We start from the raw sequence: 26,823 nt of genomic DNA, 5'->3' as shown, positions 1-26,823 counted from the left end.
CATGGCGCGCGTTTTGCTGTGCAGATTGACAGGTAATGCAAATGGCTGGGGTGGCAGGGGCCCCAGACAGTTGTGATTTAAGCTTCTGAATCCTTTGGCTTCTTCCATTTGTCCCGCCGTGGATGGCTCTTTTAGGGTGCCACGGCAGGGTGCCACGGAAGGATACCACGGCTATGGCCAGCATTCAGAACGTCACGCGCAAGCAGGGCACGTATTATTTCCGCAAACTCATACGTTTAGGGCCTGATAAGCCTTTCCGGTTACGGATGTCGCTAAAGACAACCAGCCGTAAGCGGGCAGCATTGCTCGCTCCGGCCATGACCTTGATCTGCGAGAGGGTAGCGATGAACGTGATGGCTAAAATGGGCTCTGACGGGCTCACAGCTGAAGAGCGGGCTGAGATCTATCGACGCCAGATGCTCATCGAGCGCGACCGGCTCGTGATTATGCATGCCAGCCTTCATATCGAGCCCCCCGATGATCATGACGATATTCGCAAGGCTCTCTCGCTCCGCCTGGGCGCCTTTGAGACGGCTGCAAACGATTCACTTACATATGGCAAGATCGACGACTTTCTGATCGGCCGCATGGATGCCGATGATAACGATGATCCCATCGTGATCATGGCGTGGTCCGATTTGGCCGAGTCTATGGGGCTCGACAGCGCAGACGAGGCTGGAGCCGCGCGCCTTGCTGACCTTGGGCTCGATAAGTCAGCGCTGCGTGAGGCGATGGCAAGAAGGGTAGTGAATCAGGCGCGTATTGAAGCGGCCCGTGAGTTCCAAGGCAACTTGGACAATCCAGGTTCGGCTTATGCGCCTGTTCAAGTGGCGCAATATGCTCAAAGCCTTCCGCAAAGCTCATCGCCAGGCTTCGCGCCGCAAGCGCCACCGGCCGGTCCCTATGCAACTATGACCCCGACCGAGGCGGTCGAGAAGTTCATCGCGCACAATCCACGCACCGGCGGCAAAGACGGCACCTCGCGGATGAAGAACGGAAAGGCATGGACGAAGAAGACCCGAAACCAGTTCGTGCTACCAGCCCGTCTACTGGAGGAGGTTATTGGCGGCCGACCGCTTGCGACTCTGACCCACGATGACCTTGTGACGCTGGATAGCTGCTTTGAAAAGCTGCACGGGCCCAGTTGGGGAAAGTCTCCGAGGCATGCTGAAATGACCATTTGGGAAATCATCGACGAGACTGAGGCCAAAGTGGTCGCGGGCGAAAAAGCCGCCGCCAAAGCAGCAAGCAATCATGAAAATCTCACCAAGCATATCAAACGTGCTGACCTTGGCTTGGGTATCTCCACAACCAAGCGGCATTGGGGTTTTCTGCGGCAATTGACCACTTGGTTTAGCAAGCATCAGCCTCTGGCAGAACTGGACTATGGAGCATTTATCATGGACGACGGCCGCAACAGGCGAAAACTGCGTTCGCCCTACACGGTGGAGCAAGGTATGGAGATTTTCAGCCTTCCGCCGTGGACCGGATCGAAATCCTACGCACGCAGGATGCAACTGGGTGATCTCGTGGTTCATGACGCGTGGTATTTTGTGCCACTCATTGCTTGGTATTCGGGCATGCGCCGTGATGAAATTTGTGGGCTTGCAGTCGATGATGTGCAGCTGAATGACGAGCATTGGCATTTTGAAGTGCGCCCGACAGATACGCGTCGCTTAAAAACGATAAGTTCAGAACGCAAAGTTCCGGTGGCAAATGAACTGGTCCGGCTTGGCCTGACGCAATATGTCGAAGCTCTGCGCGCGGCAGGTGAGACCTTGATGTTCCCAGAGCTTGCTGCGGAGAGCGGGAAGGGCACGATGGGAGATGCATATTACAAACGCATTTGGATAAAGCTGATCAAGGAGCTTCCATTTCTTGGAAACGGACAGGGCATACACTCCTTCCGGCATACCGCGATTGACTTCATGAAAGGGGCTGGGATTACGCCTGAGATACGGGCGGATTTTGCTGGTCATTCTCTGGCTGGTGAAACGGAAGGGCGGTATTCAAAGGATCATTTGGATCTGTTGCGGGAAGCCGTCGCAACTATTCCAGAGATCACGAAGCAAACGCCTGCAGTGCCGATCAATCTGTTGCCGGGCCGCCTTCGCGCGCCACGAAAAGCAAAGACGCAGAAAAAAGTACCTTAGTCCGTTTTGCGCCCCGTATCGGTAATTCTTGGGCGGTGATATATGCCGCATAGCAGCCATAGCACCAGGCTTACCCCGGCTTTGAAATGGAAGGTCGTGTGATCCCACAACCTGCGTCCTTAAGTCGAAGCCGGTCGAATTGGCGATTTTCCGGCGTGTTCCGAAAGAATTTGTCCAACTTACGTTTCCGTGTTGGGCGCTTGCCTCATGGCCGCAAGTTCATCGTCCGATGGAAATGTCAGGTGTGCGAATTTCGACACCCCGAAGTGCTTTGCTGTTAATGGGCCGAAGCGTTCGGCGATGGTTCGAGCCAAGCGAACGTCTTCTTCTAATCCAGCGTCCAGCCCAACGACGACATTGTTCATCGGGATAGTATATGGCTTGAAGCTGTCCACTTCTTCCGGTGTGAGCCAACCGCCGCCGATCTGTCCGTCAAAGTCTGCGGGCCTCGGCCCAATGGCGCGAAAATCGTTTCGCATGACACAGTATTCTTGGAACGTCGCAAGGGTCGATGAATGGCGCACCGCAAGCAACATCATGTCTTGCATCAAGTCGTATTCGTTCGCGGCGGCGAACACGCCCATTTCTTCGGCGGCGAACCGAATGGACCCTTCGTCGGTATGCCCAATCATCGGCACTAAGACTTGCCAAGGTTCCATGTGAGCGCGGTCGGGGTCGTCGCGAAGCGCCATACACGACTTAACATGATTGCTTAGGCTGATTGTGCTGTTGATGATGTGCAGCAGCTTGACCACGACCGAAAACGCCAGCGCCTTCTGATTGTCAACGCGCTGTTCACGGTTGCGTCGAAGCGCTTCGTCCGATTGACGTTTGGCCAAAAGCCAAGCTGGTATGCCGCCCGCCAGTGCGCCGATTACGCCACCAACTACGGCGGGCACCAAATCCCAATACTCGGCTAACTGAAGCGAAACTGACATTAAAACGGTATGCTGTCGGCGCTGTCATAAGCAACGGAAATGTCTACCTGCATGCCGACGTGTTCATAGGGTTCGGTTTCGGAACCGACTTCCAATTCCGCGCTAATGTTTTCAACGATGCAACGCGCTCGCTGGAAAAGTTCGTCGAACGTTAAGATTTCAGGCGACCGCGTGTTTCGGCGATAGAGTTCAAAGCACGCTACTTTGTCATCATTTCCGTATAGTTCGGCCATGTTGCCGATCACCAGATAACTACGCGGTTCGACCGAATATGCGAGCTCGCCCATATCGCTCCCGCTGGTGTCTTTCAGCACATCACGAAGGCGATTGTGGGCAAACTGAAATGCCGTCTTCTGCGCTTGCGTGACCGCTGCGGAAAGTTCGCTAGATACAGCCCAACACCCCGAACGGTAGGTGTCTTTCTGCAAAAGGTCTGTCCAATCCTTCTTGATCTCAATGAGGACGTATTGGCTGATTTCGGCGCGTGTTCGCATAAGCGCGTCGGCAGTCTTGCCGGGCGTGTCGAAGGCGCTGCCAGTTGTTTTCGTCTCTAGCTTTGGCCCGACTTTGTCTAAAAAGACGTAGTTCAAGCCATGCCCGAATATCCATGGGTTGCGTTCGAAGTATGCTTGCCATTCAGGCTCTTTGCGGTCTTCTCCGAGCATCTTTTCAAATTCAGCCAATGCCTGTCGCTTAGTCGCCACGGCGTAAATATCGTGAGAGAGCGACGGCGTTTCGGCTAGTTCCTTGATGATGGACGCGCCTTTGTCGGTTCCCAAAAGGGTGACAAGTGCGGCAACATCGACGTTATCAAGCGATACTCTAGCCTTAGTTGCTTCCGATAAATCGAGGCATGAGATAATCGACAGAAGCTGCGCCATTTGCGCAGCTTGGCAATTATTCACTTGGATATGACCATCGTCCTGCCAACCAAACCGTCTGTGAAATCGCAGCTTCGTTATTTTTAACGAACCAAAATCCTTGCGCTCGGACACGTAGAATGCCTTGACCGAGAGTTTGCATCGCGACGTGACGTCGACTTCGCCCAAATCTTCTTCGCTGTCGGCCACAATCGTCGCAAACGTCCCCTTGCTCGCTGGATACGTGTATAATTGGTTCGGCTTATAGTTCGCCAGATAGTCATTGTCGTCCGTCATGGCCCCGCGATACTACACAATGATCGCTGATAGAAGCTGGGAGGAATTTTGGGTCGGCAGTCTTGCGCGCGAACGATCCCGCGCGTGATGCGTCCGACAAGTGGCCATTATTGGAACGGCAGCTTCGCTGCATTTTGAAACTGAGAGCGGATTTTTCCAATTACTGCCATTGTGCAGCAAGCAATTCCGCTTGCTCCAAAACAGTATTCACCGCGTCATCCTGAAGGTCAGGCGGATATCCATATTTGCGCAATATTCGCTTCACTAAGACTCTCATACGAGCCCGCGCACTCTCCCGACGCGCCCAATCTACCGTGGCGTTAGAGCGAAGGCTATTCACCAGTTCGGCGGCGATCACCTTCAAGCTGTCATTGCCCATAACATCGATCGCGCTCTCATTCTCGGCAAGCGCTTCGTAAAAAGCCATTTCTTCTTGGCTGAGCCCTTCGTCGCCTCCAGCCGACATCCGCTCACGAATTTCCTTGGCGAGCTCAATGAGCGCTTGTATAACTTCGACCGTGCTGATGGCGTTGGTGTGATAGCGTGCAATCGCGTCGGCCAGTCGCTGCGAATATCTCCGGCTTTCTACAGTATGCGTCTGCGCGCGCGATTTGATTTTGTCACTCAGCAGCTTCTTCAGTGCCTCCAGCGCTAAGTTCGGCCTTTCGCTGTCCTTCATTTCGGCGAGAAATTCATCTGATAGAATTGAGATGTCCGGCGTTTCAAGGCCCGCTGCGCCCAAGATGTCTACTATTTCTGTCGACACGACCGATTTGTCGATCAGCTGCTGAACCGCAAATTCACGTTCCCTTGCAGAGCGCGATGATGTTGATGTTTTGGCCAATGCAGCGCGCATTGTCTGATAGAAGGCGACCTCGTCGCGGATGGACTTTGCCTCATCGCTCGCCGCCGCCAGCGCGAAGGCTTTGCCTAAAGCAAGAACAGAGTCCTGAAATCTCCGGTGCTCAGCTTTCCTCGCATCGTCCGATGCTTGCTTCAATGCTCGGCGCTCTTGCGCGGCGAGAACCCACTGTAACCCCTCAGCCAAACATTTCAGGCGCTGGGCTGGAGTGCCGGAAATGCCCGGCTCACAGTCAAACCCTTCAAACATGGTTTTGACGATATGGAATTTCTCTAGAAGCACCCGAACTGCAAGTGCCTCGTCTATGCCCGTTTGTTCCTGATCAGAAGCAGAGTAGACGCCCAATGCTGCCTTCAAGTTTTGAGCGATGCCGATGTAGTCGACGACCAGTCCGGCTTCTTTGTCGCGAAATACTCGGTTCACGCGCGCGATTGCCTGCATCAGGCCGTGGCCGCGCATTGGCTTGTCGATATACATGGTGTGCATCGACGGCGCATCAAAGCCAGTCAGCCACATATCTCTGACGAGGATGAGCCTTAGCGGATCGTCCGGTGCTTTTGCTCGCCGGACCAGTTCGTCCCGCCGCGCCTTTCCACCGATATGTTGCTGCCAGACTTCCGGATCGGAGGCGCTACCCGTCATGACCACCTTGACCGCTCCTTCACGGTCATCGTCTGAATGCCAATCGGGCCGCAACGCGATGATTTCGTCATATAGCGCCACGCAGATGCGACGGCTCATACAGACAGCCATAGCCTTCCCATCCATCGCTTCCAGACGCCGTTCCAAGTGCTCCACGAGATCAGCGGCGACCATTTGCAACCGCTGCTTGGAGCCGACAAGTCGCTCTACCGCAGCCCAGCGCGCTTTTAGCTTCTCTTGCTCTGCGGTTTCCTCTTCCTCTGTCAGCTCGGCGATTTCGTCGTCGAGCTCCGGTATCGCCTCGTCTGGCAATTCAATCCGGGCAAGGCGGCTTTCGTAGTAGATCGGCACGGTTGCACCGTCTTCTACCGCGCGGCTGATATCGTAGATGTCGACGTAATTGCCGAAGACGGCGGGGGTGTTCACATCGGAAGCTTCGATAGGTGTTCCGGTGAAGCCGATGAAGGACGCGTGGGGTAGGCCGTCGCGCAAATATTTGGCATGGCCGTAGCTGCGAATGCCAGTCTTTCGGTCGATGCGCGCCTTGAAGCCATATTGTGATCGGTGCGCCTCATCGGCCATCACGATGATGTTGTTGCGCTCGCTGATAGCTGGATAATCATCGCCATCAGCTGGCGCAAACTTCTGGATGGTCGTAAAGATCACCCCGCCTGCCGCCCTGTCCAGCTTGTCGCGCAAGTCGTCTCGGCTATCTGCACGCACTGGCGTTTGGCGTATAAGATTGCGGCACATGGAAAAGGTTGAATACAGTTGCTCGTCCAAATCATTTCGGTCGGTGATGATCACAATTGTCGGGTTTTCTAACGCTTCCTCGCGCACGAGAAGTCCGGCATAGAATGCCATCAGCAGGCTTTTGCCAGAGCCTTGTGTATGCCAGACCACGCCGATGCGTTTATCACCTGGTCGGTGCGCTTCGGCACTGGGCAAATCGAAATTGCTGGGATGTTCGCTCACCGCAGCAGCGGTTGCTTTGGCGGAATGAGCAAAAGGCAATGCGCGAAGGGTCGCGGCCAGCGCATTCTGAGCGGCAAAATATTGATGATATCCGGCGATGATCTTGATGATCCCGCGTTTGGTATCACCGAACACCGTGAAATCGCGCAGCAGCCGCAAGACGGCGGCGCGATCGCAAACCCCCTTCAGCACTGTTTCCAGCTGCGGATCGGTGACTGCCGCAATCGTATGCCCGTCCGTGGATCGCCACGGCATGAAGCGCTCTTCATCCGCCGTTAGAGAACCGACACGCGCTTTGATGCCATCCGATGTTATCAAAATTGCATTCGAACGAAACAGTGCAGGAATTTGCGCCTTGTATGTTTGCAGCTGGTTGAAAGCGCCATGGAGCGTGGCATTCTCATCGGCAGGGCTTTTCAGCTCGATTACGCCTATCGGCAGACCGTTAAGGAACAGCACAACGTCCGGCCGTCTGGTTCGGCCGTCCTCGATTACAATGAATTGGTTGACAGCCAGCCAGTCGTTTCTGTCGAACGCGCTCTGGCCAAGTCCGGCGGTATCATGCGTCAAACAAAAATCGACCAGTTTGACGCGGTCGCCTCGCACGCTGTCACCATCATAGAATTCGACCGGAACGCCTTCGATCATCAACCTGTGCAGGCGTCGATTTTCTTCGATAAGGGACGGTGTCTCGCTGGCCAAAACCCGGCGCAGGGCTTCGTCTCGTGCATCTTGGGGAATGCCTGGGTTAAGTGTGGCAATGGCTGACCGCAGCCGCTCTTCCAATATGACGTCGCCATTCGACATTCGGATTGGCGCAGAACCATCGGGAGAAACTTGAGCGCCATAGGCTACCTGCCAGCCCAGTTCGCCAAGCCACTCAAGGGCAGCGTCTTCGATGATGGATTCTGTCAGCGTGCCCATGCGCTAGGCCACGGCATTCTCGGTAGCATCAGCTTTTGCCGGCACATCCCACACTTCCATTGCACGATCCGCGATCCATTTCTGGCGGCGCTCAATTGCCTCTGCACTCCACTCCGCCTCTGGGCGAAGCCGTTTAACAGCCTTGGTGATTTGATCGTTCACGCCATTCAATTTGAAAGATGCCTGTGAGCGAGCAAGGATAAATGATGAACTGTCATAATGAGACAGCTTTTCGGAATAGGGTTTGTTTGTTGCGGCGCGATTGATCGCTTGCTCAACCCAGAGCAGGTTTCCAAGGCGTTCGGTGATATTTTCGTCTTCCCCTTCGTCGCCAAATTCTTCCTCCGCTTCGTCAGTGGGCGTCTGAGGATAGATGTGCTCGATATCATTTTTTGTGTCGAGGAAATGGCTAAGATCATCAAGTCCGTCCCTCCCACGAGCCTCGACCTCCACGTGTTGTGTGATCTTGGCAAGAAGGTAGCGCAGCCGATACTGACGCAGGTCCCAGGTGTGCATCGTTGCCATCCATCGATGAAAATCATCGCGGTGTCGGCGTTTTTGTGACGTGAGAAATTCAGTAACGAAATCGTCGAGCTCTTCTTGCGTCGAAACGCTTTGCAGTTTCCGCGCTGCCTTGGCGATTTGACGTTCGTAATCCTTTGCCGGAACCCCTGCGATCAGCCATACGCAGAGCAGGTTTTCGATCTCGCGTGCCAGCCTTGCAAACATTGGCGAGGAAAGATGGCGGCCAGCCAGGTAGAGAATGAAATGCTGCTTAATGGCGCTGCCGCCAAGCTTACGCGAATTTGCGACGGCGCGGACATCTTTGCCGTCCGGACCTTTGCCGTCTAGGAAATTGGCATAGGCTTTCGCCGCGGCTTTCAATTCACCGGCGAACCCTACCGGGTCATCCTCATGGCCGGTGTCGGCAGCGTGACTGGATAGCCAGCCGTAGATTTCATCTTCGCGGAGTTTCTCGTCACCGCTGTAATTGGCCATGATGAAGTATCGCAGAAAGCGCAGCGGTTTTTCGCCTGCATTATAGAGCGTCTGCGTAAGATCCTTCCAGACACCCTTCAGCGCATCGAACTGCTTTGCGTCCGCGTGCATGAACAGGAGATTCTTCAATAGATCCATCGCGTCGAGACCGACGCCGCGATCATTGATTGTTTCAAAGATCTTCAGCGCGCGGCTGACATTCGGAGTCTCGATCCGGATCAGCTTCACTTTGTTGGTGAAATAGCCATAGAAAAGCTTAATTTTCTTGGGGTCATCTGAAAGTTCTGCCGTCAGAAACTCGCGCACCGCTTTGTAAGCGTTGGCAAGGTTGGCAATCGAACGGGTGTCGTCGTCCGGAGCATTAAAACCTTCGCCTTCACCGTATTTGGCAAGGATGCCTTGAGCATCCTCATACTGCAGGTCGAGCCTCATCCGTCCAACAGTGTCGCCCTTCCAGTCGGTGGAAGATGACGCAATTTGTGACGCCAAGGTATCAGGAATCTCGGCTTCAAGTTCGACCAGTGCATCGCGGATTGCGCACAGCGTTAGAAACGAAGTGGTCATTCGTTGCTGCCCATCGATCAGGTCGAATACGCCATCCTCGCCCTGACAGACGACTATCGTGCCGATAAAGTATTCCGGCGGCTCTTTCCCGTCTGCTGCATCCAGCTCACGATAGATATCGTCCAAAAACTTATCGACCTCGTCCCCTCGCTCACCCTTTCGGTCAGATTCCCCCCAGACGTATTCGCGCTGGTAATCCGGCACCCGGTAAAAATCTTTAAATACATCGGATACTTGGAGGTCTTTGGAATCGATAGATTGCGTGGACAAATTAACACCCTCTCAATGGTTTTGTTTGTTAGTCTCATGCATGGTAGGCGTAAGAAATTACAATACTTTATTTAGTTTTTTCTCAACTTCACCAACGCGGACTTGGCCGGACATAAGTTTGGGCAGCAAAAGGTCACGAGTTCGGGCGAGAGTTTGATTCTCGATAACGTTTTGCTTCATTTTCTGAAAAAATGCCGAAGCAATGTCTTCAAAAGCTTCATGGGCTGGCCCGCAAGGTTTGGCCAATTTCAGGCTCTTAAAGGTATCTCGTGTGATGGTAGAGAACACTGACCCGTGGGCCATCGATTTTAGACGGTCTACCATGTGTTGAGCGGCCAGATACACGAAAGCGTCACTTGCATCACCAACCCCTTGGAGTGCGTAACAAGACTGGTTGAATGTCATTCGCTGCCCAGCCATAGCTAAATTGCCAACCGTGCCGCGCGCGGAAATAATTGTGGTGCCCCCACGGATTATTTTTGCCGAGGAATTGGCAACACCTTCTACCGTCACATTTTTCTGCGTCTCGGTGACGAACACATTAGAGCTTGATGGCGTATCAACCACCGAGAACCATGGGATTTGGCCGTCCCAATATGCAGGCACCGTCGTCTTTGGAGTGCCGCCGCCAATGATGCTGAAGTGTTCTGTCAATGGCGCGTCGGTCCACCCCTCCGGCACGCCATCATCGCCTATACGGTCGGGGAAGAGGGACCAGAGGTCTGGGGCCAGGTAGGGGGTGGGAGCGTTTGGGGCCGATGCCTTAGCCTTTGCTTTTGCCTTTACGGGTCCGAAATCCACGAACCAGTCACGGAACAGCGCCCGCGCCTGCGCCTCCAGCGTTTCATTCGTCCGCCGGTTAAGCTCAATCTTGTCGTCGAGAGCAGAGAGAAACGAAACGATTGCTGCGATTTCAGAGCGAGATGGCATCGGGATCGGGAGCACTGCCAAATCACCCAGATTCAGCGTTGTTTGAACCGTGGTATTGGCTCTCTGTAGGAAATATTGCTGAGCTGGATCGCTTCTAATAACGTAGTTGACCCACTTAACGAGGACTGGGTCATCTATCGGAATGACACCAACAGCCCTTGCGACGTTCCATCCTGCCAGTTCCGGTCCAGCAATCGCAGATTGGCCAACCGAACCGACGAGCGTGACCAACAATTCCCCACCCTTCAAGCGTGATCGAGGATATTTACTCTCTATTTCTTGATCGACCGTCATTACATCATCGGTAAAAAGGCGGCCCTCTGTGAAATTGTTAACGCGTAGAACTGGCACACCCGCACTTACGGGCTTCCCGGGTTGCACGATGCCGTAGCAAACCTTTCGTGAGGGACTGACGAGGTCAATTAATGGCTTTTCGGGCATCAAATCAAAACCCCCGCCAACTTTCCCCGGATAACCGCCGTCAACCGCTCGCTCTCGTCGAATTGTTCCTCCAGCGTCGCTTGCAATGCGGCAAAGCGCTCTGGGAACGGCACATCCTGCTCCTCTGCCGCTTCCGCGCCAACATAGCGTCCAGGGGTGAGGATGTAGCCATGCTTGGCAATCTCATCGTTGCTGGCGGAATAGGAGAAGCCGGGCACGTCTTCGTATTCCCCATCCGTCTCTCGCCAGGCGTGATAGGCGCCGGTGATCGCGGCGATATCCTCATCTGAGAATTCGCGTCGGGTGCGGTCCACCATATGGCCCAGTTTGCGCGCATCGATGAACAGGATTTCGCCGCGCCGGTCGCGAAGCTTGGCGTCTCCAGCCAGGCCGTTCGATTTGTCCTTGGCCAGAAACCAGATGCACACCGGGATCTGGGTGGAATAGAACAGCTGTCCCGGCATCGCGACCATGCAGTCGATCACGTCGCCTTCGACCATCGCCTGGCGTATCTCTCCCTCTCCGCTTTGGGCAGAGGACATGGAGCCGTTGGCCAGCACCACTCCCGCCGTGCCCGCCGGTGCAAGGTGGTGCAGGATATGTTGCAGCCAGCCGTAATTTGCATTGCCCGCAGGCGGCGTGCCGAATTTCCAGCGTGTATCTTCCTTCAGCCGGTCACCGCCCCAATCGCTGATATTGAAGGGTGGATTGGCCAGAATGGTATCGGCACGCAAATCCGGCAGAGCGTCCTGATGGAAGCTGCCATCGTTGTTCCAGCGGATATCCGCATCAATCCCGCGCACCGCCAGGTTCATCATGCAGAGCCGCCACGTGGTGTGGTTGGATTCCTGCCCATACACCGCAATGTTGCCGATGCGCCCGCCGTGCGTTTCGACGAACTTTTCGGACTGGACGAACATGCCGCCAGACCCGCAGCAAGGATCATAGACGCGCCCCTCATGCGGCTGGAGCATTTCCACCATCGTGCGCACCACAGAACGCGGCGTGTAGAATTCTCCGCCGCGCTTGCCCTCTGCACCAGCGAACTGGCCAAGGAAGTATTCATATACCCGGCCCAGCACGTCGCGGGATTTGTCGGTATCTTCCTTGAACCCAATGCCAGAAATCAGATCGATCAGTTCACCCAGCATCAGCGGGTTGAGGGCAGGGCGCGCATATTCTTTCGGCAGAACGCCTTTCAGTGACGGGTTCACCTTCTCGATGGCAAGCATGGCTTCATCAATCAGCTTGCCGATGGTGGGCTGTTTTGCGTTTGCCTGCAGGTGGTTCCAGCGTGCGGGTTTCGGCACCCAGAACACATTGTCGGCACGGTATTCATCTTCGTCCTCCACGCCTTCCGGATAAGAGACTTCCAGCTCGTTCCGCTTTGCCATGAAACCGTCAGATATGTGCTTAAGGAAGATCAGGCCCAGAACGACATGCTTGTAATCGGATGGCTCCATATTGGCGCGGATCTTATCGGCCGCCTTAAATAGATCCGCCTCGAACCCGAGATCACCGCTCCTGTTTTTTGCCATTTCTTTCTTCGCCGCCAATTCTTTGCCCTTCAAGTGACTATTGCACCGCCATCGCTTGATGCGATGGCGAATGCAATAATTGCTTAATTTTACAGCGGTAAAATTCCGTTACGCCGCCAGAGCATAATCTTCGGCGATTGATTGCTGCAAATCTTCTGAGTATTCTCGTAAAGGCACAGCAGCTCTATGCTCAGACCTTCGCCGTAAGAAACCAGCTATCAACGCAATTACCGCAGGGGCGAAACGGAGTCCGGACGTACCCTGCGCAACCAGCCATGCTATCTTTGCAATCGCCAGCAAAAGTGTATCGAGTTCGACATGATCGCGCATATCTTTCCACTCCGCGGCTGATTTGGGGTGCGAAACTGATGCCTTGGCGGAGACAAGCTCTGTAGGCACGCCAATGCGCAGGAGCACTTGTGACAGATGCGACCAGGTGCGGCCGCCACCCTTCAGCATCAGTCCGAGGTCTAGATGTGGTCGAGGTCCTTTCCGTCCCGGCTGATCTGTAAGCTGATGGGGTAGGGGGAGTTGATGGCCCATACTTGCGAGCAAAAGCACCGGTATGTCGGTGGCCAAGCCGCCATAGGTCAGGATTGGCACCTCCTCGCGCATTCTTAAATGACAAAACAGTTCGGACACTACGGCCTGCTCATCGCCAAACTGGTGTTCGGTCCAGCTGGAAACGGCTCCAGTAGAGACCCGCCCTTCATCGTCGACGGCAAATTCGAATGTCGCTGCGGCAATTACGCGCTTGACTGCGATTGCATGATGCTTCGATTTTCTGTCGATGCTTCGATGTGCCTCATAAAGATCTTCGTCCCATGCGAACTCGCAGTCAGTGCTTAGGTAAGTTTTTGTCATTTCAGTTTTCCTTCCAGCCAAAATTGGCAACCTCTTCTTTTCTTGCGTGTATCCGGTGCAACTAATCACCTTCGAAGAATTGGCACGGACGGCCCATCGTGGACCGCCCGTACGTGCGTTGCTGTCAGGTTTTGTAGCGCGTGACCCAGGTCATTTTCTCGACGTTAGGTTGGCCGGTGTAAGGTTTGAATGAGCGCGCATACCAAGCCTCTTCAATCTCGCGCTGATCTTCTTCGACCTCAGTCCACCAAACCTTTTGCTTTGCATTCCACTTCCAGCCTCGAGCTTTCACTATGTCCTTGTAGTCGAAGGGAAGTCCACGTGCTTCAAAGCGCCAAGTTGGCCGCTGTGCTCTATCAAGGCACTCGCCTATGACTGAGCCGCCCGTCGGCATTTCTTGGTCCAGAAGGTTCACCAGACTGACGACATCACTCATCGCGCGATGCTTCACCGGATTGAACAGACCCGTTTGCATCAGTAGGTGATCCTGTTTCTTTCCATCGAATCCCCATTCGGCCCAATTGGCGTCGTTCATCGAACAGACCCATGGCTTGTCTTGAAGCTCCGGCAGTAATCGCTCAACAAACGGGCGGTCGAATGCCGCATTATGGCTTACGATGGCCTCAACCGCGTTCAAGCGATCGGCGATATGGCTGGTATTGATGAAATGCCCTTGCAGCATGGCATCAGTCAGGCCCGTGAGCTGCGTTATTTTCGCTGACAAAGGAAAACCGGGGTCTTGCCGCGCTTGGCCGCCTGAAGGAACGCGAACAATTCGGCCGAGACCGTCAACTTGGCAGAAAGCCACTGCAATCTCGATCACGATATCGCGGTCCGGATCAAGGCCAGTGGTCTCCGTATCCAGCACCGCGACGATACGTATCGGTTCTATAGGTTTCTCCAGTTGGGGCCATTGATCAAATGGCCGGACGCGCCAAAGTGCAATGCACTGATCACCGTCTGGGTCCATAAGTCTGGCGACTGCTGAGTCAGAATTATTATCTATTTTTCTATGCATTTTTTACCTCACTGTGACGTCTGCAGGCGGAACCTTTTCCACCTCCTTTCCAACGTCACCGAAGGTCCTCACCGCCGGTTTCTTCTTTTAAATTTTCTTCCTCAGATGCGCGGCAGAAGGCGACATTCTGGATTGTTGCGCTGCAGATGATCCCCGGTGCTCGGCTGTCTAGGGTTGCCAGCCACGACGAGGTGCTTGGCCTAGAAGTCGATATTTCTGTGCGGAATACGTGGCCAGGTGCGCTACTGCACTTGTGCCGCAGTTTGGGCGGCAAACGGACCCCTATAGAGATCTTCCGCACCTACATCCGTTAGATAAGCCCGCATTTAAACTCGATTTTAAGACTTAGCGGCAAAACAAAGGTTTAGTCCAAGTTTAGCCTGACACCACGGACTAGTGGGGAAAAGATATGCGTTATCGGCATGCCGTGTTTGCGATGGTACTAATGTTCGCAAGCGTGCCAGCATACGCACAGTGGGTGAATGTGCCAGTGCCACCCCCAATCGATTTCGGCGCCCCATGGCGAAATTTGCAGGCTGCTCAGCAGACGCAAGCAGCGCAAGAGCAAGCGCGTGCTGCACAAGCCCAGGCTATGGCTCTACAGCAACAGGCTTACCTGCAGCAGCAGCAATTGCAGGTTCAACGGCAGCAATTGGAGCTTCAGCTCCAACAACAACGGCAACAGCTCGCATTGCAACGTCAGCAACTTGCTGTAGGCCAAGCTCAACAGCTTTCAAACGCTCAACAGCTATCAAATACGCAGATGAACGTACCCCGCCAGCCGACAAGCTCCATTATTCGCAAAATGCCCGATCGTGACAGCGCAGGGCGAGCTGCGTTGGCCGCAATACCTAGATCTCTGAGTGGCGATAATGCCGAGGATGAATATACCTATGGCTATAGACTCTGGGAAGCTGGCTTCTTTGCCGAAGCTCGCCAGCAATTGACGCGGTTTGCCGAATTATATCCTCACCACAGCCGCATCAGCTACGGTCGCAATCTGCTGGGTCGTGCCTATCTGGATGATGGAAAACCAAAGGAAGCAGCGCCTTGGTTCCTGCGGAACTATCAAGCAGACAAGCAAGGTGCGCGCGCTGCAGACAGTCTCCTGTACTTGGCCGAGACGATGATTACCGTCGGCGATGCAAACAGAGCCTGCATTGCACTGGATGAGTTCTACGAAACATATGAGGCTCTCGCTATCGGACGCCTTTCCGAACAGTACGGCCGCAACAGGCAGCAAGTTCGCTGTAAATTTTGAAGAATTGGCCTCAATCTCTCGCTATATGACCCGCAAAATTCGTCATCATCGCCGACGGGACGCATTCTGGTCTCCGATTATCCCCTCGACGCATGTAGGCTAGCTGTGACATACAATCGGCATGACAAAAAAAGCCCTTCCGCCAGTCCCGAGTTTAGCGTTCGCGAATTTTTCCAGCGCTTTAATTCTGAGCAAGCCTGCCTAGATCACATCATGGAAGTGCGTTATGGCGGCACTCGCTTTGATTGTCAGACTTGCGGCACGGTTGGCGCAACTCACCACAAGCTGGAAAAGCGCCGCACCTATGTTGCGGCTTGCTGTGGCCACCACGTAAACCCCACCGCTGGCACCATCCTTGAAAACACACGGACGCCGCTGGTTAGCTGGTTTTTCGCAATGTATATGTTCTGCACAACGCGCCACGGTGTGAGCGGCAAGGAACTGCAACGCCAGCTTGGGGTGACTTACAAGACCGCTTATCGCATTGGTCAGCAAATCCGCGATCTGATGAGCAAGGCAAAAGCCTTCGAAGCGCTGCTGTCTGGTCATGTCGAACTGGACGAGGCTTATGTTGGCGGTCGCAAATCTGGCGGCAAGCGTGGCCGCGGCGCACCGGGCATAACGATTGTTATGGGGCTTGCAGAGCGCAATGGCCGTGTTCGCGCTCGTATCGTGCGAAACGTCAAGAAAGAGACGCTACGCGGTGTCGTGCTGGACAATGTGGCCGAAGGCACAACTGTTTCAACCGATGAACTCTACAGCTACAACTTACTCACTGGTGACGGCTACAGCCACGGTGTGGTGAAGCACGGTAAGAAAGAATACGCCTACTACGATTACAAGCGGGACGAGACGTTCCACGTTAACACCGTGGAAGGCTTCTGGCGGCTGTTCAAGGCTTCAGTTCGGTCAACGCATATCCAGATCATCGGTCAACGCATATCCAGATCATCGGTCAACGCATATCCAGATCAGCGGCAAGCATATGCAGCGCTATCTGGACGAGTTCACTTTCCGTGCGAACCACCGGAACCGTGTGAACGGGATGTTTGATCTTCTGGTTGGGGCGCTGTGAGGCGTCCCGTCAGAGCCTCAAAATGCCGCCTGTCAGCAGGGCCGATGCCTTCGGCCTCTGCTTGTGCCGCAAAGTCGTCTAGTCGATCTGAGGCAAGCGCCTCTATTAGTGAAAGTCGTTCCATACAACTATCCTATAGACTAGAATCCACGACTCTGCTAGTTACGTAATACAGGGTGAGCCGAAGCCCACCCTGCGGAAACGCTATGTTAATGAGATAATGGCAATCACTGCGAGAACAGCGATTACCAGACCATACGTTAGCATAGTCGTTACCTCCTTATGGGGTCTGAGCCGCCCCTATTCGGCAAGGCGTAGCAGCCTAGGTTCACTTCACTACCCGAAAGAGTGGTGAAGTATCAAATGAGGAAGTTGATGCTTCCCCTGACCCAGAGGCCTTGTCCGTTGGTGCGGACAGGGCCTCTTTCTCATCGAACAGGCCGAAAGTGGACGCTTCGCGATTATGCGAGAGCTCGTCACGTTCAACCAGTCGAGTAAGAATGTTGTAGATTGCAGAACCGTTCTTCATGCTGTCCGCGAACTGACTTTTGCTGGACAGGTGCTCACGCAAAGCGACGGCTTTTGTAGGTCCGTGCTTCTTGATGTATGCTATGATCGCGTCGGCCATAGGGGAGTGGCGGTAGTCGTTCCCCTTCACGGGATCGATCTCGCCACGCTCCACCTTGTCAGTATACCGCTTGAATCCCGCCGGGCTGAAAGCGCAACCTCTGTGTCGTACAATTACTTCATCCCGTTCAAGTCGACGAAGCGCGCCATAAAAGCCTTTTTGGGAGGGCTTTTTCCTCACTGTTTCGCCAAGCTCACCCACCATTCTATCGCGCAGGTCATCGTAGGAAATGCCCTCTGGATGTTCGAGCACAATCTCTGCCACCGCATGCATCCACGTGCCCGGCTTCAGCTTCCCATCAGCGCGCTTTGGCGCACTTAGCGCAACGGGAGACGCCTCGCCCTTCGCGGCGGCTATAAGGCGCTCAAGGTAAATTCGCTTTTCCTGAAGCTGTTTGATTGCCTCGCCCATTCGCGCATGCTCCGCCTCCCAATGCCGAATTTCATCCGCGCCAGGAAGAGAGAAAAGGTCAGAGAAGGATTCGCCAGACATGCCCTCTTATAGGGTCATTCATTACCCTCGGTCAATAGCGTTGAGGAGAACGACTGACCACGTTGTAAGTTTCTTTACTGATACCGCCTATGTTCTACATGCGTGAAGGGGATAATCGGGTATCATAAAGATCTATCGCCGTCCCAATTAAGGTGATCCCTAGTCCTTTCGGCATCATTAATTTTGTGCGCCATTGACTTGCCGTTTGACGTGCGGCTTTTAGCGATTTCTTGCCCTGCTTTATTCGCACCAGTTTTGGTTTCTGAAGTGTTGGGATCCCGGGTTTCGGCTTCCTCACGAAAAGACCGTTGCAAACGGGTCACTATTTTTTGACCAAGCTCGCTCTCCAAGCGTTGCCAGGCGATCCTGCCCTCAGAAGTGTTTAAGCCGCCAATTTGCGATTTCAGATTGATCCAGGGCCCTAGCTCCTGCAAAAATTTCATCACAACATCTGCCAGGATAGACAGCTCTTTTTCTTGAACTTCATAGCGGCGCGAGAGTTCGGCGTGCTGGCGCTCTGAGGCATATTTTAATTCACCGTCGAAAGGGTCTCGCCAATTGCCTGAGATCGTGAAATCGCCGTCATTGCTTTTGTGAATATCATCAGGTGGATCGCGAGTGTGTTCGAGATAGAGATCGATATATTTTTGCTTATGGAAACGCAAAGTGCCGGGTTTGCCTTTTGGTCTAAGCTTTGCTGAAATTTTTCGCGAAGGAGATGCGCCTTCTATTACCGCGCGTAAATTCTGCGGAGGTGGGGGCGCATTGGCTCTGCGTGTAACTTCAATACTTTTGCCGTCATCTGGCTCGATTGGCGCCAACTGATTGTCAGTAGTGGGGTGCAAATCTATGTGCTGGTTAATGGACAGCCATTCTCCCGTCAGATTGACTCGCGCTAAATGTCTAGCGCCTTGGGCGGATTGTGAACGACCGAGCGGAACCCCTAATTCTGCTGCCAGACCAATTAGGATACGACGCTGTTTCCTCGTGCCGTGGATTTTGACGGTTCCAAATTTTTGCTGTGCCAATAGAAGGGCATCAATCTGCGCCTGTCTGTCATAATTTTTCAGCACGATCAGGTTTTGGGTTTCCGTAAATGCGAGCTTGCCGCCAACCACGTAATCACGAGGGAAGGCTTGGCCCAGAATCGTATATTTCTTTTTCCAAGTATCTGGAACTGGGCGAAAGTTACTAACCTTGGGAAACTCACCAGCTGGCGGTACTCCCCATATTATTGCCTCAACGGGCCCTGCTGGGGATGGACGACCGCGACCGGGCTTTTGACGATCCTTTCTTATCGCGGCTTTGACACCTGCAACAGCCGCTCTTTCCTGGTCATGCTCTTGTTTGAGGCGTTTGCTGGCATCCCTTATCCGCTTTATTTTCACAGACCCTGTTTCTTCATAGTCAGCGGATTCCTTGAGCTTCATATCGCGCTGCATCCGGTGCTTCTCGGCCAAGGTTTTGCTTAGCTGATCGCTTAAATTAGCTTCCTTGGCGGCCCGCTCTTTTTCCTTTTGCTCGCAGGACTGGTCCTCCAAAGACTTTTTGGAGTACGTTGGCTTTATAAAGGAGCGCGTACGCAAGCCATCGACCGGGGCGGCAAATGGCTTGTCGCCAAACTTTTTGACGAGGCGGATGTAACCTGCATTGCAGACGCTCCCATTGATACGATCGTCCTCTCGATCGTCGGGGTTTATTGCGACGATGTAGCCGCCGACGATTTTGCCGGCAGCAGTATAGGTATCGTATCGCATCCCGCATCGCGCCAGGCCGCAATGAAGGTCGCTCCAGGATTTCGCCTCTTTTACCACGCCAGATGCTGTGAGCCTCAAAGCATCGAACATATTCATTGTCTGAGTTTCTGCCGCGTCAGGCGCGACACTTTCGTTCACGAATGCTATTTGCCGTGACTGGACCACCTTAAGGCGACCTGTGCTTTCAATCGTGCCATCTGCACTGGCAACCTTTATGCCCGACCAGGTGTGATAGACGCCGGTGTGGTCGGCAACATACCTGCGGTTAGGCTCGCATTGCAGCTGATCTTCAAAGACGCATATTGCGAGTGCGATATGAGACGCTTCGATTTCAAACTGCTGACCCCAGTTGCCGCGTTGGTCGTTCTTGACATCGTGCACGCATATTGCGGCGTGCCAGTGAGGGTTGTCAGTATCGCCATGCGTGGAAAAGATGACGGGATAATCTTGCGCACGCAAAACTCTCAGGAACACTTCCTGATGCTTTCGAGCAATGTCTATGGTTATCGAAGCATCATTATAGGAGACGATTAGCTGGCGCAGCGCATTCTCACCATGCGCTGCAACAAGATAAGCCCATTCCAGCGCCCTGTCTTGCCAGCTATCACTTTCCAAATTGCAGGTTCTGCGGTCCTGAATGCGTGCGCCTTCGGCCGTATCGCCCACAACATATTCGCCAATCTTTGCCACTTCGCGCAAATTCTGCAGATCGATTTCGTCAAGTTCTAGATTCGCAATATATTTTGCGAGCGACCAGCTAATCCCCAAGAGATTTCTATCAGAGGTGGCCGGCCGAGCCGCGCTGCCAAAAATACCTTTGTAGGGGATCATCTTAGCCATCATGACCGCTTCTTCTCCCGGATTTTGATGGTCGGTAGTGGATGGCGATCACGCAGGTGCAGTAGGTGATCGCTTCCCATGCTCTTGGCTTCGTTTTGCAAGGACCTCCCAAGATCGATAAGCGTCTGAGCGACATCGAACAGCTTCATGCTTTGCATTCTGACGTCTTCCACGATCATGCTAGCTGCTTCTTGGTTAAAGCCTCCTCCGCCCACCAATGTCAGGTAATCGTCCTCGATACACCGCAACTGGATTTCCCGGTCGCTGAGTTGGCGGGCTACCCGAACTAAAGCGCCGGACGCCTGATAGACGCCGCCAATCGCAGCGATGCTTGGCTCGTAATGTTCGTTGTTGAATAAGGCACAATCACGAAAATATGCCGACTTGCTGAGGCGGCCCCTTTTTCTATCTATTGCGGCGACCTCGTCTGAGTTCAGATAAAACTTCTGTAGCTTGTCGCGTTTCTTCCTATCTACCTTTGGGGCGGAATTATTTATACCCGAGGACATTTTCGAACCGAATTTCGCCATCGTTCAATCCCTCACTTTGAAAATGCCGGCACGGAGCGTAGCGACACGACGGCAATAGGAACGGGCCCCGTTCCCATCCTGTTTTTTATGGGACCCCACTTTCGGGCCTTCGAATTCCGATGGGTTACACATCGGAATTCAAACCGAGTTTGCCGAACGCGTTTAGGAGATCGACCCGGGCTCGTTCACTGTGCTTCAACGCTGAAGCTAACTGCTGAGGATCTTCGATCAATATTCTGCCCAGCTCCAACTGGGTTTTGATCGGCAACTGCTTAGCGTTGGCCATAAGAAAGTTTTTGGCCTTCGCTATTGGAAAGTCGGTGCCATAGGTCTTCGGCCTGTCCGGTAGTTCAGGGGTGAAATTCTGCGGTCGCCCATTGCTCAAACTTCGGTCGATATTGCTTTCGAATTCCAAATGCTGAGGCCTAACCGGGTTTGGCTGCGGCGCATTCAGGTAGGGGGGGGCGTCTTCTGTAATAAAATTGGTTCCCGAGGACTGCTTAGTGTCACTGGAGTGTGCGGGAAGGTTTTGATCGTTGCCCACTGAATTTGAACCGAAAACGGTTGCATCGCTCACCTCCTTTGGGCCCGGTTTATATTCGGGCTCAACTCTGGGTTGATGGGGATAGCTGTCGTCATTCGTAATCGTTCTGGGCAGATTGGGCGTCGAAGCTTGCTCCTCTGACTTATTGGCGCAAGGAACTGTTGTCGTCGTACTGCTGGTTACGCTCAATCCAGCATTGTCCCTGCTCGCAAAATAGCCGGCATAGCCATCACGGGCATTCCAGCGAAACGCATTGTTCTGCAGCCAATTGATGCGCGCCGCCAGTTGCTCAATATCCTGCGTGGAGAGCAGGTTGCGTTTAGCCATCTTTGCGGCAAGAGAACTACCTTTAGCCCTTCTAGGGGGGCCACTTTTTTTACTGGTGTTTGGCCACCCCCGAGTGCGCAGTGCGGATAGAATAACACCATCAAAAATGCCGAGATGTTTCGGCAATATTATTGGTGGATCAGGGTCCAACTCGCAAATCAGGACATCTGGACACTGCACCTGTCGGCGATGGAAATTTTGCCGGTCGGTATCAATTGAAGTTTTGGTCATTATTTGAGCACTCCGTGGGACTATAGGAGTGGTTGTAGGAAGGCTTCAAAAATCTGCCAAACGACGCTTAGATTTTGTCGCTTCTGCTCAGCTGCAAACCGAAGGCATCTACGCGATATGGTGTTGCCGCTTTATACTTTCGGAGAAACACAGGCTGGCCCATGGGCATTCATAATCGCGAGATAGTGAAATGACCCTCAATTTTCCTTTAGCTGGGATTAGAGCCCAGCCGTCTTTTTGGGAGTGAGCGCGGTTGAAGCAGTCCATTTCGACTTGTAACGATTTCGTGCCGGTCACTTATTTCATTATGCCAGCTTGGCCTCGAATGCGAGCGTGCTAATGCCGGGCAGATATGAATGGCGGCGGCGGGTGTTGTAGTACTTGTTTATGTACTGGAAGATGTCAACTTCATCCTGCCGCCTTCTTGGTCATTCCTGCCGCCAGATCAGCTCTGCCTTCAGGGATTTGAAGAAGGTCTCGACCGAGGCGTAATCGTAGCAATTACCCTTTCCGCTCATGAGTGGCCGCACGTCATGAGCCTTGAGCAAGTGGTGAACGCTGACTTCCGACACAAAGTAGCTGCGTTCAAGCCAATTCCATCTATGTTCTAGCTGCAAGCTGTCCCTTACTGACGAAGGCACGAGAGAGAGACGGAGTCTTTCGTCAAGGCATTAATGCGGCAGGACATGCCTAAATGGATAAGTTCTATCGCTAAAAAGCTACACGACGTTCAAGAAATTTATGCGCAAGCCAAACAGCGGGAATTTGAAGGAAAGATTTCGCTGGCAAACTTGCCGGATATCATCGAGCTAGCTGGGCCAGCACTCACGCAAGCTCAGAAGAGAATTGAAAATGAGAAGAGGGTGGCTATGAGGCAATTCGTACCCCAATTTGACGAGATGGAACGCGAGGGTAGGTGCCCCCACATTTCTTTCATAAGCAAGCCAGTGAATAGAAGTTTTGAAGGGAAAATCAGCGATTAGGCTGGCGTATAGGGAAAGTGCATCTTTGAGGTTTCCCATTTTGGGTCAAGGACTATCATCTTTCTTTGTTCAATTGCCAATTGAGCCTGTGGGGCAAAGAAAATAGAGGTCGCCGGGACCAATTGAGTCACCAGTTTCGTCCATACGAAAAAGAGTAGCTTCGACCATCGTAAGGCAAACGGTACGAGGGAAGGATACTTCGCCGGCATGAACATACGCCATTTCAGCGACCATCATGTTGCCTAAGCCAGACGTACCTGTAATTTTGGTCTGATCGTCGAATTCGACCAGCAAATCGGTCCCTTCATAGTAGGTGATGCGATCACGGTTTATCGTGAAACCACCGGTAAATTCGTGCTCACATTGATCAATCTTCTTTGCCCAGGCTCCACGAAACGCAGTTGGAAATTGCGGCAACGATTCTGCACGGCTGAATGTTCTCAACATGCTCTCGGTAATTAGCGTGTGACCAGCATAGGTCAAAGGAACCGCGTCTCGTCCACCGCTGCTATATATCTCGCCATCAAAAGCTATCGGAAGAATGGCGTGGCCCAAGGTCTTATCCCAGACGGTCACACCAAGACGAGGCATTCCACTGTCTTGTGCAGGCAGCATGACGATCGGCAAATGACCCACCGGCAGAGAATTTAGCAGAACTGCCCGCCCATCGTCCATTTTCCAGATTTGCGCTCGACAGCCGCTGCTGCCGCATTCGCCCTCAAACCGAACGTAGACGACAAAAAGATTGCTGCTGCCAATTTGGGCATGCGCGATCTCCCCATGCTCGACGCCAATTGTATCCATTGCAGCGATCTGCACGAATGTTGGCAGGCCCTGTTCGCCCTTCGCGTTGGCGACCATTTCTTTTTCTTGCGGGACTTCGTAAAAAAAACCGGGCTGATAATGCTCCTGCACCTGAGCCTTCGCTCCGACTGCTGGCCAAACGGCACCGACTAGCAAAAGTGCGCAAAATTTGCTCAATCTAATCATTATCGCCCCAACAAGCGGCGTTGACGATCAGCGGATGTTGGTTGGAACATTGCTTCAATTTGCTGGTTGCGCGCTGATTGCATGCCAAGCCAGTTGGTAAGCGTCGAAGTTTCCAGAATTGCGGACACGAAAGAAAGCTTTGGTAACGAAGCATCTGTGAGAAGATCACACTTTGCAATATTCCCCATGCTGCACCAGTGCGAGCCGTAGCTGCCCAGCATTTTACGCGACGGAGCGCCATATTTCTTGGCAATGTCCGCCTCCAGGCCGATCATATCGTTGGTATCACGGTCAAATGTGAGTTTCACGGTAGCGACAACGGGGCCGGCTTGTGTCTGCAAAAAAGATACTGTCAGGCTGTTCCTTTCAGTATCCGTTCCGGTGATTTCAGAAACATCGCTGACCTGTTTGACATCCGGCATAGGTTGGTTGAGGCGAGAAGCCTGCGCTCGCGCTAGGCGTTCGTAAGTTTGGTGGGCAGGTACCTGTCTCTCCGAAAGTGTAAAACCAGCTTTGGTAAGCAATGGTCGCACTTGTTCCGGGTTCATGCCCAATGTGATCCCCACGACATCGAAAGATGCAACATCGTAGCGTAAGGTTCCATCAGGGCCCTTTTGTACTTGATGCGGGCTTTTGCCATGTCCAGTCTGGGCGTGAGCTGCCGTAGAAATACAGGCCATGAAAGCAATTGCAGCGGCTGAAATTACATTCATTGTCAGTTACCTCGATCAAGTTTCAAGCGATATGTAGCCGAAAGGCGAATATCTTGACCGCCAACATTGCTGGTTGCCCCGAAGCGCAACGCCGATCTTTCGGCGATGCGCTCGTAGCCGATCATAAGCAGCGGATGGATTTTGCCGGATAAATTGACCTTGCGATCTGTGAATATCAAATTGCGAGTCGACAGGTCATATCCCGTGCCAGTGGTGACGGTGGCTTTCCCGGATAGAGCCACCAATGGCTGGGCGACACCGAATGACATGACGCCATCAAAAAGAGGTCGGCTCGCGGTGATGCCAAATCGTCCGGTAGCCAAAGTATCAGCCCTCGTGATCAACATATCGTCCGCCAAATTCAGTCGTGTCGCGCCTAGGCTTCCGTATCCCTCCAACGTCCAGATGCCAAAATCGAACGCTGAAGCAGCTTCGATAAACGCCGTCTGCGCACCATCGCTGAAGCGCATTGCGCCTGCCCCGACTTGAGTCCCGAAGACGGTGCCGGCTTCGGTGAGTATCCCCATCTTTACTGATCCCGCGGTGTGTTTCCACTGCAGCACAGCACCAGAAACGCTCGTGTTCTGCTGTGCACCTGCATAGACGATCAGGCCAAGGCGACCTTCGCCCAGCGGTCGGTTAATGCCGATGCTCGTCTGCGCTAGCGGGCTGTAAGCGAACATGGCGTCCGTTGTTGGTGCCAAGCCCATTACATCGTCCATTACATTATCGTCTGAATTCAAAGAGGCTGTGATGGTTGTGCTGCCCATGCGGTATGCAAAGTTTGCGTTGGTCAGCTGGTAGGACACATCGTTTTGTCCCATGCCGAACCGGTAGGCAGTATATCCGATGGTTGCACTTGCTCCTGGAGTGATCAAAGCTGCACTGCCTGCGTTGCTTTGTGCTTCCAGTCGGCGGCGAAGCCAGTGACCATCGCTGGTTGCAGGCTTTACGACCAGGCCAGACAGATTGCCTGAGTAATCGCGGCCGTAAGCATCAAGGACAGTGATGTCGTTGAATGCTGTCTGGATGCTTCCACCATCTGCCGGAGTATTGGAGCCGCCATTTGGTGCCGGATCAGCGGAAGGCCCGCTTGCCGCTCCGAAGGCACTCCCGATGACCATATAAGAGCCAGCCAAGGCGGTCTGCTTTGACCCGTTCGAAAGCGTTGGATTGATCGGTGACAGAGCAGCTTTGATATCGATCAAGCCTGCGCCGAATACTTCGTCGACGCCTGGCGCGCCAATATCGCGTGCGGTATTGATGATGATGTTACCAGCATCAACACCATTCAGCTGTGTCCATTTGCTCAGGATCAGGGCCGCCAAGGCGCTTACCTGCGGAGCTGCTGAGCTTGTCCCAGCAAAGCCGGTGAGTTGGTTATTAAGGCCAACGGTAATGTTGCTCCCAACGGCCGTAACACATCGACTTGCGACGACGCCGCAGTGGTTACTGTAGCCGGCAATGTCGTAATTCTTGGAATTACCATTGATGGCAGCTACAAATAGCCAGGCTTCTGCGTTAGCGGTTGTAACGTTTACCGAGTTACGCGGGCTGCTTTCTGCATCATTGCCAGCCGAGGTAACGAGCAGGCCACCATTGTCTTTGAGGTAAGTAACCGCATCGACCATGATCGAATTTGGCTTGGCATCAGCCAATGGGGTTTGCGGCACCAATGACATATTGATGATTTTGACACCGTTATCCGCCGCATAGCGGATTGCTGCGCTCATCTGGCGCCCGAACATTTCGGTGTTGGTATCTGCGTTGTAATCGTCAACTCGCAATGCAACTAGCTTTGCGTCAGGCGCGATACCCATCGTGCCTGCGCCGTCCTTGCGAGCGGCGATAATGCCGGCGACGGCCGTGCCGTGCTCTGAGCGATCGTCACCAATAACATTTCGATTGGATTCAACGCCGCCGGCTGTGATGACGCCAAAATCCTTGGAAAGGTCGGAGATCTGACCTTCCAGCTCTCCCACTTCCTTGATGCCGTCGTCCATAACGCCGACGAGCACACCCTGGCCGGTCCAGCCGTTATCCAATGCGTAGAGGGCATTGATATATTCTTTGCCGGAATAATTCGCACGGTATTCGGCAGTGTCATTGACCGAACGCTGCGGCTGCTGATCCTTTGGAGTGATCACAAAGCCGGTTGGCGGAGGGACTGGAGCGCA

Annotated in this window: 18 protein-coding genes and 2 pseudogenes; 4 read left to right on the top strand and 16 right to left on the bottom strand. The window is 53.5% G+C overall.

What is annotated here, in order from left to right:
* Positions 1-173: 173 nt before the first annotated feature.
* Positions 174-2,153 (top strand): site-specific integrase, encoded by a 1,980-nt coding sequence (locus GRI44_RS07105; RefSeq protein ID WP_160600686.1) that lies wholly within the window; start codon positions 174-176, stop codon positions 2,151-2,153.
* A 179-nt stretch (positions 2,154-2,332) separates the two neighbouring features.
* Here the strand turns inward: GRI44_RS07105 and GRI44_RS07100 are convergent, their stop codons facing one another.
* The 8 genes from GRI44_RS07100 to GRI44_RS07065 all read right to left on the bottom strand — a co-directional run bounded on the left by GRI44_RS07100 (position 2,333) and on the right by GRI44_RS07065 (position 14,227).
* A complete protein-coding gene (locus GRI44_RS07100; RefSeq protein WP_160600684.1) occupies positions 2,333-3,091 on the bottom strand; it encodes a hypothetical protein in 759 nt (252 codons plus the stop codon).
* Positions 3,091-4,248 (bottom strand): Shedu immune nuclease family protein, encoded by a 1,158-nt coding sequence (locus tag GRI44_RS07095; RefSeq protein ID WP_160600682.1) that lies wholly within the window; start codon positions 4,246-4,248, stop codon positions 3,091-3,093. Before GRI44_RS07095 ends, GRI44_RS07100 begins: the two co-directional genes overlap by 1 nt.
* A gap of 160 nt (positions 4,249-4,408) precedes the next feature.
* The gene (locus GRI44_RS07090; RefSeq protein ID WP_160600680.1) at positions 4,409-7,651 is read right to left on the bottom strand and encodes a type I restriction endonuclease subunit R; all 3,243 of its coding nucleotides are present in this window, start codon (positions 7,649-7,651) and stop codon (positions 4,409-4,411) included.
* 3 nt (positions 7,652-7,654) lie between these two features.
* The gene (locus tag GRI44_RS07085; RefSeq protein WP_160600678.1) at positions 7,655-9,484 is read right to left on the bottom strand and encodes a DUF262 domain-containing protein; all 1,830 of its coding nucleotides are present in this window, start codon (positions 9,482-9,484) and stop codon (positions 7,655-7,657) included.
* A gap of 57 nt (positions 9,485-9,541) precedes the next feature.
* Positions 9,542-10,855, bottom strand: a complete 1,314-nt coding sequence (locus tag GRI44_RS07080) for a restriction endonuclease subunit S (RefSeq protein WP_269800989.1) — start codon at positions 10,853-10,855, stop codon at positions 9,542-9,544.
* Complete coding sequence (locus GRI44_RS07075; protein ID WP_160600674.1) at positions 10,855-12,393, bottom strand: class I SAM-dependent DNA methyltransferase; 1,539 nt, start codon at positions 12,391-12,393, stop codon at positions 10,855-10,857. Before GRI44_RS07075 ends, GRI44_RS07080 begins: the two co-directional genes overlap by 1 nt.
* A 108-nt stretch (positions 12,394-12,501) precedes the next feature.
* On the bottom strand, positions 12,502-13,257 hold the full coding sequence (locus GRI44_RS07070; RefSeq protein ID WP_160600672.1) for a hypothetical protein: 756 nt from the start codon (positions 13,255-13,257) through the stop codon (positions 12,502-12,504).
* Positions 13,258-13,381: 124 nt separating this feature from the next.
* Positions 13,382-14,227 carry a 3'-5' exonuclease gene (locus GRI44_RS07065; RefSeq protein ID WP_160600670.1) on the bottom strand — a complete coding sequence of 282 codons (846 nt, stop codon included), beginning with the start codon at positions 14,225-14,227 and terminating at the stop codon, positions 13,382-13,384.
* Between the two features lie 457 nt (positions 14,228-14,684).
* Here GRI44_RS07065 and GRI44_RS07060 point away from each other — a divergent pair, with 457 nt between their 5' ends.
* Positions 14,685-15,536: a tetratricopeptide repeat protein gene (locus GRI44_RS07060; protein ID WP_160600668.1), complete on the top strand. Its 852-nt coding sequence runs from the start codon at positions 14,685-14,687 to the stop codon at positions 15,534-15,536.
* A 105-nt stretch (positions 15,537-15,641) separates the two neighbouring features.
* Positions 15,642-16,611 (top strand): annotated as a pseudogene (locus GRI44_RS07055) (IS1595 family transposase).
* A 328-nt stretch (positions 16,612-16,939) separates the two neighbouring features.
* Here GRI44_RS07055 and GRI44_RS07050 read toward each other — a convergent pair.
* From GRI44_RS07050 to GRI44_RS13950, 5 genes and pseudogenes are all read right to left on the bottom strand, one after another.
* Positions 16,940-17,731 (bottom strand): hypothetical protein, encoded by a 792-nt coding sequence (locus GRI44_RS07050; protein WP_160600666.1) that lies wholly within the window; start codon positions 17,729-17,731, stop codon positions 16,940-16,942.
* 122 nt (positions 17,732-17,853) lie between these two features.
* Positions 17,854-20,331 carry an LPD7 domain-containing protein gene (locus tag GRI44_RS07045; RefSeq protein WP_160600664.1) on the bottom strand — a complete coding sequence of 826 codons (2,478 nt, stop codon included), beginning with the start codon at positions 20,329-20,331 and terminating at the stop codon, positions 17,854-17,856.
* Positions 20,328-20,858, bottom strand: coding sequence for a hypothetical protein (locus tag GRI44_RS07040; RefSeq protein ID WP_160600662.1), 531 nt, complete (start codon positions 20,856-20,858; stop codon positions 20,328-20,330). The genes GRI44_RS07045 and GRI44_RS07040 overlap by 4 nt, the downstream gene beginning before the upstream one ends.
* Positions 20,859-20,982: 124 nt before the next feature.
* Positions 20,983-21,960, bottom strand: coding sequence for a hypothetical protein (locus tag GRI44_RS07035; protein ID WP_160600660.1), 978 nt, complete (start codon positions 21,958-21,960; stop codon positions 20,983-20,985).
* A 305-nt stretch (positions 21,961-22,265) separates the two neighbouring features.
* Positions 22,266-22,481: pseudogene (locus GRI44_RS13950) on the bottom strand (IS3 family transposase); the annotation flags it as partial.
* A 165-nt stretch (positions 22,482-22,646) separates the two neighbouring features.
* On the opposite strand from GRI44_RS13950, the gene GRI44_RS07025 reads away from it, so the two are divergent.
* On the top strand, positions 22,647-22,943 hold the full coding sequence (locus GRI44_RS07025; RefSeq protein WP_160600658.1) for a hypothetical protein: 297 nt from the start codon (positions 22,647-22,649) through the stop codon (positions 22,941-22,943).
* A 69-nt stretch (positions 22,944-23,012) separates the two neighbouring features.
* On the opposite strand, the gene GRI44_RS07020 is transcribed toward GRI44_RS07025, so the two are convergent.
* The 3 genes from GRI44_RS07020 to GRI44_RS07010 are packed head-to-tail and all read right to left on the bottom strand — an operon-like array spanning position 23,013 to position 26,793.
* On the bottom strand, positions 23,013-23,933 hold the full coding sequence (locus GRI44_RS07020; RefSeq protein WP_160600656.1) for a hypothetical protein: 921 nt from the start codon (positions 23,931-23,933) through the stop codon (positions 23,013-23,015).
* On the bottom strand, positions 23,933-24,646 hold the full coding sequence (locus GRI44_RS07015) for a hypothetical protein (RefSeq protein WP_160600654.1): 714 nt from the start codon (positions 24,644-24,646) through the stop codon (positions 23,933-23,935). The genes GRI44_RS07020 and GRI44_RS07015 overlap by 1 nt, the downstream gene beginning before the upstream one ends.
* Positions 24,647-24,648: 2 nt before the next feature.
* Positions 24,649-26,793 carry a S8 family peptidase gene (locus GRI44_RS07010; protein WP_332872373.1) on the bottom strand — a complete coding sequence of 715 codons (2,145 nt, stop codon included), beginning with the start codon at positions 26,791-26,793 and terminating at the stop codon, positions 24,649-24,651.
* Positions 26,794-26,823: the final 30 nt, after the last annotated feature.

Origin of the sequence: Allopontixanthobacter confluentis (assembly GCF_009827615.1) — a bacterium.
Taxonomy (GTDB): domain Bacteria; phylum Pseudomonadota; class Alphaproteobacteria; order Sphingomonadales; family Sphingomonadaceae; genus Allopontixanthobacter; species Allopontixanthobacter confluentis.
Note: the sequence above shows the minus strand (reverse complement) of the source record. Positions and strands in the feature narration are given on the sequence as shown.